The 13,634-nt window shown below is 63.8% G+C and carries 14 protein-coding genes and 1 tRNA gene; 5 read left to right on the top strand and 10 right to left on the bottom strand.

Features of this window, described 5'->3' with window-relative positions:
- Positions 1–98 precede the first annotated feature (98 nt).
- The 4 genes from AUC69_RS15030 (at position 99) to AUC69_RS15015 (ending at position 4,715) form a co-directional block, all read left to right on the top strand.
- Complete coding sequence (locus AUC69_RS15030; protein ID WP_069442866.1) at positions 99–1,268, top strand: glycosyltransferase family 4 protein; 1,170 nt, start codon at positions 99–101, stop codon at positions 1,266–1,268.
- Between the two features lie 159 nt (positions 1,269–1,427).
- Positions 1,428–2,996 carry an undecaprenyl-phosphate glucose phosphotransferase gene (locus AUC69_RS15025; RefSeq protein ID WP_083239511.1) on the top strand — a complete coding sequence of 523 codons (1,569 nt, stop codon included), beginning with the start codon at positions 1,428–1,430 and terminating at the stop codon, positions 2,994–2,996.
- Positions 2,997–3,011: 15 nt separating this feature from the next.
- Positions 3,012–4,229 carry an O-antigen ligase family protein gene (locus tag AUC69_RS15020; RefSeq protein ID WP_069442864.1) on the top strand — a complete coding sequence of 406 codons (1,218 nt, stop codon included), beginning with the start codon at positions 3,012–3,014 and terminating at the stop codon, positions 4,227–4,229.
- A gap of 135 nt (positions 4,230–4,364) precedes the next feature.
- A complete protein-coding gene (locus AUC69_RS15015) occupies positions 4,365–4,715 on the top strand; it encodes a hypothetical protein (RefSeq protein ID WP_069442863.1) in 351 nt (116 codons plus the stop codon).
- Positions 4,716–4,756: 41 nt separating this feature from the next.
- Here the strand turns inward: AUC69_RS15015 and AUC69_RS15010 are convergent.
- The 7 genes from AUC69_RS15010 to AUC69_RS14980 all read right to left on the bottom strand — a co-directional run bounded on the left by AUC69_RS15010 (position 4,757) and on the right by AUC69_RS14980 (position 9,040).
- Positions 4,757–4,834: transfer RNA gene (locus AUC69_RS15010), tRNA-Pro, on the bottom strand.
- Between the two features lie 75 nt (positions 4,835–4,909).
- Positions 4,910–5,377, bottom strand: coding sequence for a MerR family transcriptional regulator (locus AUC69_RS18805; protein ID WP_083239510.1), 468 nt, complete (start codon positions 5,375–5,377; stop codon positions 4,910–4,912).
- Positions 5,378–5,406: 29 nt separating this feature from the next.
- Complete coding sequence (locus tag AUC69_RS15000) at positions 5,407–5,724, bottom strand: integration host factor subunit alpha (RefSeq protein WP_069442862.1); 318 nt, start codon at positions 5,722–5,724, stop codon at positions 5,407–5,409.
- Positions 5,725–5,858: 134 nt separating this feature from the next.
- The gene (locus AUC69_RS14995; protein WP_069442861.1) at positions 5,859–6,836 is read right to left on the bottom strand and encodes a beta-ketoacyl-ACP synthase III; all 978 of its coding nucleotides are present in this window, start codon (positions 6,834–6,836) and stop codon (positions 5,859–5,861) included.
- Positions 6,837–6,854: 18 nt separating this feature from the next.
- A complete protein-coding gene (gene plsX / locus AUC69_RS14990) occupies positions 6,855–7,898 on the bottom strand; it encodes a phosphate acyltransferase PlsX (protein WP_069442860.1) in 1,044 nt (347 codons plus the stop codon).
- 126 nt (positions 7,899–8,024) lie between these two features.
- The gene (locus AUC69_RS14985) at positions 8,025–8,567 is read right to left on the bottom strand and encodes a YceD family protein (protein ID WP_158008152.1); all 543 of its coding nucleotides are present in this window, start codon (positions 8,565–8,567) and stop codon (positions 8,025–8,027) included.
- Positions 8,568–8,599: 32 nt separating this feature from the next.
- Positions 8,600–9,040, bottom strand: a complete 441-nt coding sequence (locus AUC69_RS14980; protein WP_083239509.1) for a ubiquinol-cytochrome C chaperone family protein — start codon at positions 9,038–9,040, stop codon at positions 8,600–8,602.
- A gap of 250 nt (positions 9,041–9,290) precedes the next feature.
- On the opposite strand from AUC69_RS14980, the gene AUC69_RS14975 reads away from it, so the two are divergent.
- Complete coding sequence (locus AUC69_RS14975) at positions 9,291–9,749, top strand: outer membrane protein assembly factor BamE (RefSeq protein ID WP_069442858.1); 459 nt, start codon at positions 9,291–9,293, stop codon at positions 9,747–9,749.
- A 25-nt stretch (positions 9,750–9,774) separates the two neighbouring features.
- Here the strand turns inward: AUC69_RS14975 and AUC69_RS14970 are convergent, their stop codons facing one another.
- The 3 genes from AUC69_RS14970 to nusB all read right to left on the bottom strand — a co-directional run bounded on the left by AUC69_RS14970 (position 9,775) and on the right by nusB (position 13,604).
- On the bottom strand, positions 9,775–11,895 hold the full coding sequence (locus tag AUC69_RS14970) for a sodium-translocating pyrophosphatase (RefSeq protein WP_069442857.1): 2,121 nt from the start codon (positions 11,893–11,895) through the stop codon (positions 9,775–9,777).
- 204 nt (positions 11,896–12,099) lie between these two features.
- On the bottom strand, positions 12,100–13,113 hold the full coding sequence (gene thiL, locus AUC69_RS14965) for a thiamine-phosphate kinase (RefSeq protein WP_069442856.1): 1,014 nt from the start codon (positions 13,111–13,113) through the stop codon (positions 12,100–12,102).
- Positions 13,110–13,604: a transcription antitermination factor NusB gene (nusB, locus tag AUC69_RS14960; protein WP_069442855.1), complete on the bottom strand. Its 495-nt coding sequence runs from the start codon at positions 13,602–13,604 to the stop codon at positions 13,110–13,112. The genes thiL and nusB overlap by 4 nt, the downstream gene beginning before the upstream one ends.
- Positions 13,605–13,634 lie beyond the last annotated feature (30 nt).

Genomic DNA, 13,634 nt, shown 5'->3' with positions numbered 1-13,634 from the left:
CCGATTATCCCGTCCAGCCCGGCGACACTATTTACGTTCTCGAACGCTTCTTCTAAAGCTCAGGGGTTCGTTTTCCCCGCTGCGACGTCCCGGGTCCCGTGAGCTCCAATTTCCGCATCCTCCATTGTCTGCGTGCGCCGACCGGAGGCCTCTTCCGACACGTGCACGACCTGGCGATCGGCCAAGCCGAGCTTGGGGCCGAGGTCGGCGTGATCTGCGATTCGCGGCCGGACGACAGCGACGAGCTCAACGTGGCGCTGAGCCGGCTCGAAGACAATTGCGCGCTGGGGGTCACCCGCCTGCCCATGACGCGGCAGCCCGGCGTCAACGACTGGCACACCTATCGCAAGATCGCCAAGATCGCCGGCAAGCTCGATGTCGATGTGCTGCACGGCCATGGCGCCAAGGGCGGCGCCTATGCGCGGCTCGCGGGACGGAAGCTGCGCAAGAAGAAGGGCACGAAGGTCGTCTATACGCCCCATGGCGGCGTGCTGCATTATTCGCCGTCGACCTTCTCGGGGCGGCTGTACCACGCCATCGAGCGTAAGCTCGCCGCATATACCGACGGGATCATCTTCGAGAGCCTTTATGCCGCGAATTGCTACGGCGAGCTCATCGGTCCACCGCCCTGCCCGGCGCGCGTGATCTATAATGGTCTATACCGGCACGAATTCTACGAGTCCTTGCTCGCCGACGACGCGGCGGACTTCGTGTTCATCGGCGAGTGCGTAAGCAGGGCGTCGACATCTTCCTCGAGGCCCTCGCCGCGCATCAGACCATCTTCCCCGGCCGCGCCATCATCGTCGGGTAGCGGTCCCGACGAGAAGCACTTCAAGCGCATGGCCCGCCGGTTGGGCCTCACCTCGCGGGTCATCTTCTCCGGTCCGCAGCCCGCCCGCACCGCGTTCGTGCGGGCCCGCTGCGTCGTGGTGCCGTCCCGGTTGGAATCCTTCCCCTATATCGTGCTCGAGGCGGCCGCCGCGCAGATGCCGCTGATCGCCACCAATGTCGGCGGCATTCCGGAGATCATGGGCGACGTGCCCATGCCGCTGATCCCGCCCGGCGACGTGGCCGCCCTGGCGAGCCAACTCCGCGCCTTCCTTGCCGATCCGAAACCGTTTCTGGTGCGCGCCGCGGCTTTGCAGAAACATGTCCGCGACAACTTCACCGTCGATGAAATGACCCGCGACGTGGTCGATTTCTACATTTCCGACCTCGGCGCCGGCATTCACAAACTGCCGGAAGCCGGCCCCACAACGGCCTCTTAACCATAGGTCGAGCGCGGCCTTCCTTCGCCGCCGCCCTTCACGCATCCAAAAAGTCTCGCCGTGCCATAACCATGAGCGGCTGCGCCGAGCGCGACGGCCCAGCGAACGCTCGCTTTTTGCATACCTGGCTGGGTGGGCCGGGTCAGGGTCGAGAGACGAATGAGCAAGACACACGCCATTAAGCCTGGCGAGTTGGACGCGCGCGAGGCGCTCGTGCCGCCGAATCCGCGCGACCGGAAGAAGGCCGGCCTCGCCTTTCCCGATAGGCGCCGCACGCCGCGTCCGCCATTGGCCGAGATCCGCCGTGGCGGCAAGCTGAACCTGCTGCCGCCCATCGTCGTGACCGGCGCCGTGCGCATGATCGAGTTCCTGATCGTGACGGTGCTCGGCTTCGCCATCTATCTCGGCTATGTGGAGCAGAAGGACGAGAGCCTGCATCTCGTCTATCTCGTCGCCGTGGTGATCGCCGCGACCGCCAATATGGCGATCGTCCAGGCGCTCAATCTTTATCAGATGCAAGCCTTCAGCGGGTTCGTCCGCGGCTTCACGCGAACCGCCTTTGCCTGGACCATGGTCATGGCCGGCATGATGGCGCTCGCCTTTTTCGTCAAGGTCGGGGCGGACTTCTCGCGGGTGTGGATCGCGGGCTGGTACGTCTCCGGACTGATCGCTTTGTTCGGCGAGCGGCTGGCGCTGTCGCTTCTGGCCAAGCGCTGGATCCGCGAGGGGCGCCTCTATCGCCGTGCGGTGATCGTCGGCGGTGGCGCCGAGGCCGAGCAGTTGATCAAGGCGCTGGAAGCGTCCGCCGATACCGATATCCGGATCGTCGGCATCTTCGACGATCGCGGTCCCGACCGGGTGTCGCCGCTGGTTGCCGGCTATCCGAAACTCGGCAATATCGACGAGCTGGTCGAATTCGCGCGGAACTCGCGGCTCGATCTTCTCATCGTGTCCTTGCCGGTCACGGCCGAGACGCGTCTCCTGCAACTCCTGAAGAAGCTGTGGGTGCTGCCGGTCGACATTCGCCTGTCGGCGCACACCAACAAGCTCCGCTTCCGGCCGCGCACCTATTCCTATATCGGCAACGTGCCGTTCATCGACATTAGCGACAAGCCGATCGCCGACTGGGACTATGTCAAGAAATGGCTGTTCGATAAGGCCGTCGCGACGCTCGCGGTGATCGTGCTGGCCCCGGTGATGCTGCTCATCGCGCTCGCCATCAAGCTCGGTTCAAAAGGTCCGGTTCTCTTCCGGCAGAAGCGTCTCGGCTTCAACAACGAGCAGATCGACGTCTACAAGTTCCGCACTATGTATGCCGAGGCGACCGATGCGGAGGCGTCGAAGCTCGTCACCAAGGACGATCCGCGCGTGACCCGCGTCGGCCGGTTCCTGCGCAAGACCAGCCTCGACGAGCTGCCGCAGTTCTTCAACGTGGTCAAAGGCGATCTCTCGCTCGTCGGGCCGCGCCCCCATGCGCTCAAGGCCAAGGCGGCGGACAAGCTCTATGCCGACGCAGTCGACGGCTATTTCGCGCGTCATCGGGTGAAGCCCGGCGTCACCGGTTGGGCCCAGATCAACGGCTGGCGCGGCGAGACCGACACCCAAGAGAAGATCCTGCGGCGCGTGGAGCACGACCTCTACTACATCGAGAATTGGTCGGTGACCTTCGACCTCTACATCCTGCTGATGACCCCATTCGCCCTGATCAAGGGCGACAACGCCTATTAGGCGAAAGGGCGCGCCGTGGCGGTCACTTACGATGCCGTGCAAGAGACGGCTCCTGCCTCGAGGGACCGTGGCGCCCGGCGGCAGGTCAGCCCCGGCATCAAGCGGCTGGCGCTCGTCTATCTCTGGATCACCATCGCCACTGGCGGGATCGTCTATTGGGAGCCGGCGCCTTACGACGGCCTGATGATCGGCGCGATCATTCTGCTGCCGCTCGTGGGGCTCGCACCTTTCACCCGCGGGCTTTCGGTCTATCTCCTGCTGCTGTGCGGCATCGTCGCCGGGGGCTATATCGCGACGACCCAAGCCGGCGTGCTGAGCGTGCCGGTGACCCATGTCTCGATCACCCTCTATCTCGCCCTGTCGTCCGTGGTCATGGCGGCGTTCGTCGCCCACAATCCGGACGCCAATGTCCGGCTGATTATGTCCGCCTATATGGCCGCCGCGCTCGTCGCCGCTTCGGCGGCGTTGATCGGCTATTTCGACCTGGTCCCGGGCCTCTACGACATCTTCACCGAGTTCGGCCGAGCCCGGGGCACCTTCAAGGATCCCAACGTGCTCGGCGCCTTCCTGGTGCCAGCCCTGCTCTATGCCTTCAACGTGGTGCTCACCGCACGGCTGCTACGCGGCAGCCTGTGGGCGATCGCGCTGCCGCTTCTTCTGCTCGGAACGCTGCTCAGCGTCTCGCGCGGCGCCTGGCTCAATCTTGCCGTGTCGCTCATGGTCTACAGCGCGTTCGTCTTCATCATCGCGGCCACAAACCGGGAGCGTCTGAAGCTCATCATCGTCATGGTGCTGGCTGGACTATGCGCCGTTGGCGTCCTGGCCGCGGCCCAGAGCATCCCCAAGGTCGCCGATATCATGGGCGAGCGCGCCACCTTCGAGCAGTCCTACGATGTCGGGCCCGAAGGCCGTTTCGGCGGACAAGAGAAGGCGGCGGAGCTGGTCGTCACGCATCCGCTGGGTATCGGCGCGCTCGAGTTTGGCCGCGTGCATCACCATGAGGACGTGCATGAGGTCTATCTCAACATGTATCTCAACACCGGCTGGATCGGCGGCACGCTCTATATTTTCCTCGTGCTCGCCACCCTGGTCCTCGGCGTGCAGCTGGTTCTCCGGGATCGGGGAGGCAACGGTTTGAGCGCCGTTCTCGTCGCGCCTTCATCGGCATGGTGCTGGAGGGCGCAGTCATCGATACCGATCACTGGCGTCACTTCTATCTCATCATGGCGATGATCTGGGGAATGGCCTTGGCACGGCCATATCTAAGGCGCGCCGGCTCATGAGGCTTGCGATCTCGCCGTGATCCCGATCAATGTGCTGTTGCCTGTCGCCGGATAGACAGACTGGGTGCTTCAGAAGGATCGAGCCATGAAGGCCGTTGAATTGATCAGAGTCTCGTTCGCCGCATGCCTCATTGCGGTGTTGACCAGCAGCGCCAGTTTCGCCGGTGACTGGGCCGGCAAGTACATGACCGCCGACACCAAGGGCAATGCGTTCAGCATCACGCTGAGCGCCGACGGCACCGCCGCCGGCGAGAAGCAAGGCCATGTCCTTAAGGGGACGTGGGAGGATGGCGGCGAGGCCGCCGTCATCAAGTGGGAGACCGGCTGGACCACCAAGCTCAGCAAGGACGGCGACCGCTACAAGAAGACGGCCTACCGCCCCGGCGCCTCCATGGAAGTCCAGACCGACGGGATCGGCGCGGAGAAAATCGAATAGCGCAGAGCTGCAACTTTGGCGCTTGGGCTGACGGGGGAAAATGGTCGGAGCGGGGAGATTTGAACTCCCGACCCCCGGTCCCCCAGACCGGTGCGCTAACCGAGCTGCGCTACGCTCCGACGTCTCGCTGACGAGGCAGACTGCATATACTCGATCGGGCTCACGAAACAAGCCAAAGCGGCCAAACCGGCGCGCTATTCCTTGGCGTCGGCGTTGGCGAGCAGCTTCTGGCAGGCCTCGATTTCCTCTCGCAAAGAGCAGAGAGCATCCCCATCCATCCTGCGCGGCTGCGAGGTCGGCCGGACATAGGTGCCGCCGCTCTTGGCCGCCTCGGCGGCCACATCGGGAATCTCGTGGGCGGGCGACAGATCGTCGTCCTCCGCCTCTTCTGACAGCCGCCGGTAATCCATGACGTAGCGCGGTCCATGCTCGCGCAGGATCTTTTGGACGCCGCGAATGGTGTAGCCATCGTCGTAGAGTAGGAAACGGATGCCGCGCAGCAGCGCGACGTCCTCGGGCCGGTAATAGCGCCGGCCGCCACCGCGCTTCATGGGCTTGAGCTGAGCGAACTTAGCCTCCCAGAAGCGAAGCACATGTTTCGGAACTTCCAGCTCATCAGCGACTTCGCTGATGGTGCGAAACGCCTCGGGCGCCTTCTCCAACGCTCTCCTCCTGGCGTTAAACAGCTGGCCTACTCGGCTGCCTTTCTCCGCGACAGCATCTCGTTAATGCGCTGCTTCATGATGTTGCTTGCGCGAAACACAAGCACGCGCCGTGGCGTGATCGGAACTTCCTGGCCGGTCTTGGGGTTCCGCCCGATGCGCTGCCCCTTGTCGCGAATACCAAAGGAGCCGAACGAGGACAACTTTACCGGGTCGCCACGCTCAAGACTCGCCACGATCTCGCGCAGCACCAGCTCCACGATCTCAGCGGATTCGTTCCGAGGTAAACCAACTTTCTGAAACACGGCCTCCGCGAGGTCGGCGCGCGTCAGTGTCTTCCCGCTCATCGTGCGTACAACTCCCCCAAAGTCGCGGGACGAACCAAGATGCTAGCCGAGCGGGCGCTGAACGGTCAATCTCTGCCGCAATCAAATTCCTGATATTGCGTCATATTCTGGCGAGGTGTGACATTCTCGCGGCACTACCAGCGAATGAGCAACGCTCCCCACGTGAATCCGCCGCCCATGGCCTCCAGAAGGACCAGATCGCCCTCTTTGATCCGCCCGTCAACGCAAGCAGTATTGAGTGCGAGGGGAATTGAAGCCGCCGACGTATTGGCGTGTTTATCCACGGTAATCACGACCCGAGAAGGGTCGAGGCCCAGTTTCCTGGCAGCCCCGTCCAAAATTCGCTTATTGGCCTGGTGGGGCACAAACCAGTCGATATCGGACACCTGATATCCCGCTATATCTAGTGTGTCGCCAATCACTTCGCTGATCTTCGTCACAGCATGGCGGAACACTTCGGGCCCGTCCATGCGGACATAGCCGACGGTACCGGTCGAGGATGGGCCGCCGTCCACGTAGAGCTTGTCCCGGTAACGGCCGTCCGAGCGCAGGCACGTGGCAAGAATGCCACGATCGCTCATGGCCCCATTGAGCTTCTGCGCTTCCACCACGACCGCCGCCGCGCCGTCGCCGAAAAGCACGCAAGTGGACCGATCCTCCCAATCGAGGATGCGCGAGAACGCTTCCGAGCCGATCACCAGGGCCCGCTTGAACTGTCCGCCCTTCAGATAGTTATCGGCCGTGGCTAAGGCGAAGATGAAGCCAGAGCAGACGGCCTGCACGTCGAAGGCGGCGCCGTGATTGATCCCCAGCTCGGCCTGGATGGTGACGGCGGTGGCAGGGAATGTTTGATCGGGGGTCGAGGTGGCGAGCACGATGAGGTCGATGTCGTCCGCCTCCAGCCCCGCGTCGGCCAGCGCCGCCTTGGCGGCATGGGTGCCCATGGTCGAGGTCAGCTCGCCGTCGGCGACGATGTGGCGCTCGCGGATACCGGTGCGGGCGGCAATCCAATCGTCGGACGTGTCAACGATCTTGGCGATGTCTTCGTTGGTGATGACCCGCGCGGGCAGGTATGCGCCTACGCCCTTGATCACTGACCGTACCGTGTTCAACTCAATCCACTCCCAGGCCTACGCCGCACCCTCGAGCTCGAGCTTGGTGTGGAAATGAGCCAAGTCGCTACCGAGCCGCTTCACCACACCGCTGGAAGCCATCTCATAGGCGAGATCGACCGCGCAGGCGAAGCCCGTGGCGTCCGTGCCACCGTGGCTCTTGACGACGATGCCGTTCAGACCAAGGAAGATGCCGCCGTTAAGCTGGCGTGGATCCATCTTTTCCTTGAGTGCACGGAAAGCGCCCTGGGCCAGCACGGCACCCAGGCGAGCAAGAAGCGACCGCCCCATGGCGGCACGCAGATATTCGCCGATTTGCTTAGCCGTTCCCTCCGCCGTCTTCAAGGCGATGTTCCCGGTGAAGCCGTCGGTGACGACCACGTCGACCGTGCCACGGCCGATATCGTCGCCTTCGATGAAGCCGTGATAACGGATGGGAAGCGGCGCTTCCTTCAAGACGGCGGCGGCGGCCTTGATCTCCTCGACGCCCTTCACCTCCTCGACCCCGATATTCAGGAGGCCGACGGACGGCTCGGCCATGCCGAACAGGGCGCGCGCCATGCCGGCGCCCATCAGGGCGAACTCGACCAGCTGGCGGGAATCCGCGCCCACATTGGCACCCACATCGAGCACGATGCATTCGGCGTCGATGGTCGGCCAGATGGCGGCAATGGCCGGACGATCGATGCCCTTGATCGTCTTGAGGCAGAACTTGGCCATGACCATCAGCGCGCCGGTATTGCCGGCGGACACGACAGCATGGGCGCGGCCGTCGCGCACCGCTTCGATGGCGAGCCACATGCTCGACTTCCAGCGCCCGCGGCGCAGCGCCTGGCTGGGCTTCGCGTCCATGGTGATGGCGACGTCGGTATGAACGACCTCGGATTTCTCGGCGAGGGCTGGATGCGCGGCGAGCTCCGGCCCGATCTGAGCCTCGTCACCCACGATGATGAAGCGCAGCTGCGGATGGCGGACGAGCGCAATGGCCGCGGCCGGAATGACCACGCTGGGACCATGGTCCCCGCCCATGGCGTCGAGCGCTATGGTGACTGGAGCACCCATTCTCACCTACAGATCAGGAAAAATTGCCATGCGGCGGTCCAGCCGCCGCAACCCCCGGAAACGAAACCCGAATAGACTCAAAAAGGCTGCCAGTGACAACCTGATTTTGCCCTTGGATTCGCGCCTCTAGCTGTCTTTTAGCCGCTTTAGAGCCGCGAATGGGCCACTTTCTTGGCCCTCCCCGTCGTCTGCCCCTTGCGACCATTGGAAGCTCGCCCCGGGTTTCTTCGGATAGGGATCGAGCGCCGTGGCCAGGCTCTCATAGACCACCGGACCGAGGTCGATCACCCCCTCGACGATGGCGTCCGGCCAGTCCAGCGGCACCGTGGTGTCGGGATCCGTGGCCTCGCGGGCGAGTTCCTCGATCTGGGGGGTGGGCCAGAACTCGTCCTCGACGGGGATATCCACTACGGATTCAAGCGGCTCGAGGGTCACGACGCAGGTCTGGGTCACGCGGGGCCTGAGACGCCCAGTGAGAAGAACGCGGCCACCCGCGGTACGGTGCAGGCGATAGGTGAAGGCGAGGCCGTCGAGGGCCACAAGATCGAGGAGCGCGACGATCTCGGCCAGTTCGGCCGGCGTCGGCTCGATGCGCAGTTCCACATTTTCCTGGATGTCGGTGACGCGCTGCTTTCGCGACAGCGGGGGTGCTTCAATCGCTTCGTCCATGGCCCTCATCTCCCAGCGGCGCCGACCGCCCTTCACGCCTCAATGTCCGGGAAGGTCAGCCGACCCTCGGAGAGATCATCCAGTGGCTGCGCCTCCAGATGCCGGACCGCCGCCATTACATAAGGTGCTAGACGCCCGCCTGCAGCCCTGGCAGCGGTTTCGTCCAGGGGCAGCGTGCCAGCGATGGCGCCGGCGAGTGCCGTCTCGCCCCCGGCAAGGCCCTCCTCATAGGCTTGCATTACGGCCGCGCCCGAGGCCGCAAGCCCCCTCACCTTTTTCGGGACGCGGAGATCGCTGACGCCGAGTTCCCGCAGCACCGTATCCATGTCGGCGGTGAAGCGATCGGCGAGCTTTTGCGCCAGACCTCTCGCCGTTTCTGGCGCTTGGGGGCCGCTTTCGGTCAGGCGGTGAAGCACGGCAAACAGGTGGAGCGACAGCAGGGTGAACCGGCCTCGAGCGTATCCGGCACCCAACCCCTACATAGAAAACGGGAAGCCGCGCCCGCGCCACAATCGCGCCATAGAGATCGTCCGCGGGGGCGCTTCTGCGGCGCCACGACAGCACGTCGGCGAGAGGCTTCAAAGACCAGGCCATTTCGTCTAGCTTCTTGGCGCTTCCTGCCCGCTTTGCGGCGCGGGCACATAAGAGCCCTTGTGGGGCTCAACGAGGGATGTCCGAATCTTGCGCAAGGTCAAGCCTACATCCGTTTGGGCGTCGCTCCCCATGGTTGCCTCCCTGCTCATGGGTTCGGCGGCCCTGACGGCGTGCGGCGCTCAGATCGACCGGCATGGGCATGTCTTCATCGACATCGACCTGGATCAAATTCAGCCGGGCATGTCGAAGCAGGAGGTCCAGACGCTTCTGGGATCGCCCGACACCACGAGCACGATCGGCGGCGATGCCTATTACTACATCTCGACCACGCAGAAGACCGTCGCCTTCCTCAAGCCCTATGAGATCGACCGGCAGGTCGTCGCCGTCTATTTCGACGGCGGCCAGACCGTCCAGGAGGTCGCGCAATACGGCATGCAGGACGGTATTCTGGTGAACTACTACAAGGGTGAGACGCCGGCTCGCGGCAAGGATCTGAGCTTCGTCGAGCAGCTGTTCGGCAATATCTCTAACCGCAAGATGTTCAAGGATCAGAGCGGCGGCGCCGGCATTCCGGGACCGGGCCTCTAAGGGAAGCCCGGTCCGGTTGTTCGTCCTAGTGGTGGGCGAGCACCGCCAGCAACAGCAGCGCCACGATGTTGGTGATCTTGATCATCGGGTTCACCGCGGGGCCCGCCGTATCCTTATAGGGATCGCCGACCGTATCACCGGTCACCGCGGCCTTGTGGGCTTCCGAGCCCTTCCCGCCGTAATTGCCGTCCTCGATATACTTCTTGGCATTGTCCCAAGCGCCACCGCCCGCCGTCATGGAGATGGCGACGAACAGGCCGGTGACGATGACGCCGAGCAGCATGGCGCCGAGCGCGGAGAAGGCCGCGCTCTTGCCGGCAATCCAGTTGATGATGAAGAAGAACACCACCGGCGACAGCACCGGCAGCAGCGACGGCACGATCATCTCCTTGATCGCCGCCTTGGTCAGCAGGTCGACCGCGCGCCCATAGTCCGGACGCTCGGTGCCCTTCATGATGCCCGGCTTCTCCTTGAACTGACGGCGCACCTCTTCAACGATGGCGGACGCCGCGCGTCCAACCGCCGTCATGGCGATGCCGCCAAACAGGTAAGGCAGCAAGCCGCCCAGGAAGAGGCCCACGACCACATAGGGATTTGACAGGCTGAAGGTGGCATCGACGCCCCCGAAATACGGGAACTGGTCGGCGTTGGCGGCGAAGTATTTGAGATCCTCGGTATAGGCCGCGAACAGCACCAGCGCGCCGAGGCCGGCCGAGCCGATGGCATAGCCCTTGGTCACCGCCTTGGTGGTGTTGCCCACCGCGTCGAGAGCATCGGTGGTCTTGCGGGTGTCCTCCGGCAGACCGGCCATCTCGGCAATGCCGCCGGCGTTGTCGGTCACGGGACCGAAAGCATCCAGCGCCACGATCATGCCGGCCAGCGCCAGCATGGTCGTGACCGCGATGGCGATGCCGAACAGACCGGCAAGCCCGTAAGCGACGATGATCGCGCCGATGATGATCAGCGCAGGCAGCGCCGTCGACTCAAGCGAGATGGCCAGGCCTTGGATGACGTTGGTGCCGTGGCCGGTGACGGAGGCTTTGGCGATGGACTGCACCGGACGGTAGTTCGTGCCGGTGTAGTACTCCGTGATGACCACGATCAGCGCGGTGACCACGAGCCCCACGACGCCGCAGAAGTAGAGCGACTGGCCGGTAAAACTGACGTCCCCGACCTTCATCGCGGTATCCATACCGACGAGCCAGGCGGTGAGCGGCCAGAGCACAATGAGCGACAACACACCCGTCGCGATCACGCCCTTGTACAGCGCGCCCATGATCGACTGGCTCGAACCGAGACGCACGAAATAGGTGCCGATGATCGAGGTGATGACGCACGCGCCGCCGATCGCCATCGGATAGATCATCATCTCCATGACGCGGTCGCCGCCGGCGAAATAGATCGAGGCGAGAACCATGGTGGCCACGACGGTAACCACATAGGTCTCGAACAGGTCGGCGGCCATGCCGGCGCAGTCGCCGACATTGTCGCCCACGTTGTCGGCGATGGTCGCCGGGTTACGCGGATCGTCCTCGGGAATGCCGGCCTCAACCTTGCCGACGAGATCGCCGCCCACATCGGCACCCTTGGTGAAGATGCCGCCGCCGAGACGGGCGAAGATGGAGATCAGCGAAGCGCCGAAGCCGAGCGCGACCAGGGCGTCGACGACAACGCGCGAGGCCGGGCTGTAACCGAGGAACTGGGTGAGGACGAGGAAATAGACCGACACGCCGAGGAGCGCGAGGCCGGCCACGAGAAGACCCGTGATGGCGCCCGCGCGGAAGGCGATGCTCAGGCCGCCGGCCAGGCTCTTAGTGGCGGCCTGCGCGGTTCTGACATTGGCGCGCACCGAGACGTTCATGCCGACAAAGCCGGCAGCGCCCGACAGTACCGCGCCGACGGCGAAGCCTATGGCCTGCGGCAAGCCGAGCAAGAAGTAGAGCGCGATGAAGATGAGCACGCCGACAATGGCGACGGCCTGGTATTGGCGATTGAGATAGGCCTGCGCGCCCTCTTGGATGGCGGCGGCGATTTCCTGCATGCGCGCCGTCCCTGGGTCCGACGCGAGAACGGCCCTTGTGGTCCAAACGCCATAGGCGATGGAAAGCGCCCCGCAAGCAATGATGAGGTAAAGAACCCAGGTCATGACAGGTTGTCCCCGTTTATCGGCTCAGTTGGGATAAGAGGGAGATCGTGGCCGCGAATAGCGAGACGGTGGTCCGTGCCCGCGGCCTCAAGGCCCCCCGGAAAGATGTGGCCGTTAGGCCGGGCGGAAAATGCCAAAGTTGCGGCGCGGACGCAACACATGCCTCTCCAGGTACTACTTTGGTCTAAGCTCTCGCCCGGGAGCCTAGAAGTGGCTGAATCCCTTATGTTTTAGCTCGATCGTGTGCCCCTCCCCGTCAAGCACGGCGACGCCTTCTTCCTCCGGTCTGAGCTCACCGATCATGCGGAACGCCGCACCCGTGGATTCCGCCTCCGATTCGAAGCCCTTGCCGCTCTTCTGGGAAACCGCCGCCACGACCCCATAATCGTCGCCGGCGGCGATCAGAACCGGAAGCAGATCGGGCTCGCGCGCCAGCACTTTCTTGGTCGCTGGCGAGAACGGCACGCGTCCGGCTTCGATCTTCGCGCCCACATGGGAAACGCGGCACAGCTTCTCGATGTCGCCCACCAGCATCGGAGACGTCGATGGCCGCTTGGGCGAAGTTGCGGACGAGCAGCGCGAGTTCGCTGTGGCCCGGGCGCGGTACCGCTCGACGAGGAACGTCACGTCTTCCTCCGTCAGGCCCCAGGTCTCGGCGAGCGCCGGATCGCGCAACAAACGAAGACCGAGATAGGCATCGCCGATGGTGCCGCTCACATAGAGCCGGTCGCCGGGTTTGGCGCCCATACGCAGCACGGCATGCTGATGGGACACGAGACCGAGCGCGGTGATGGTGATCGTGATTGGCCCGGGCGTCGCCGTGGTGTCGCCGCCGATTAGGCTGATGTCCGTTTGGTCCTGGATGGCTTTGAGCCCCGACGCAAAGCCTTCGAGCCATTCCGTCGAGATGTCATGAGGCAGCGCCAGCGACAGCATATATGCGTAGCCGCGCGATCCCTTAGCGGTGAGATCGGACAGATTCACCGCCAGCGCCTTGTGGCCGATGGACTCCGCCGGATCGTCTTTGAGAAAGTGCACGCCTTCGACCAGCGTGTCGCAAGTCACCACGAGTTCCTGGCCATCGGCCACCATGAGCACGGCGGCATCGTCGCGCAATCCCAGTGCACCCGTGTCCTTGGCCAAGGGCGCGAAGATACGGGCGATGATGTCGAACTCATCTTCATGATCGTGGCGGACGCCTTCGACGCCGTTGATCATTTGCCTGCCTCGCTTACTGCAAACTCCTTTGGACGCGCCTTATGACCGAGCCGGTCAAGGATGCCATTCACCACCCGGGGCTCGTCCTCGCCAAAAAAGGCGTGAGCAATATCGACATACTCCGTAATCACCACACGGGCTGGAACGTCGTCGCGGGTGAAAAGTTCATAGGCGCCGGAGCGCAAGATGGCCCGGAGGATGGAATCCACACGGGTGAGCCGCCAGCCCTCGGCGAGCTGCTGATCGATCAGCGGATCGAGGCTGCGTTGCTCGCGCACCACCCCTTCGACGAGATCCGCGAAAGACTGATCCTCGACCTTGTTGTATTGGTCGCCTTCGATTTCCTGACCGAGGCGGTGCTCCGTGAATTCGGCCACGACCTCTTTGAGGTCGATGCCGGTCATGTCCATCTGATAGAGCGCCTGGACAGCGGCGAGCCGCGCCGCGCTTCTCAATGCTGCACGATTGGATGTTCCGGCGCGCGGGGCCATGGCGGCTAGCGCCGGCTCGCGGAGGAGAAA

It is taken from the genome of Methyloceanibacter superfactus, from assembly GCF_001723305.1.
Taxonomy (GTDB): domain Bacteria; phylum Pseudomonadota; class Alphaproteobacteria; order Rhizobiales; family Methyloligellaceae; genus Methyloceanibacter; species Methyloceanibacter superfactus.
The sequence above is the reverse complement of the archived record's forward strand: the minus strand, read 5'-3'. Positions and strand labels throughout refer to the sequence as shown.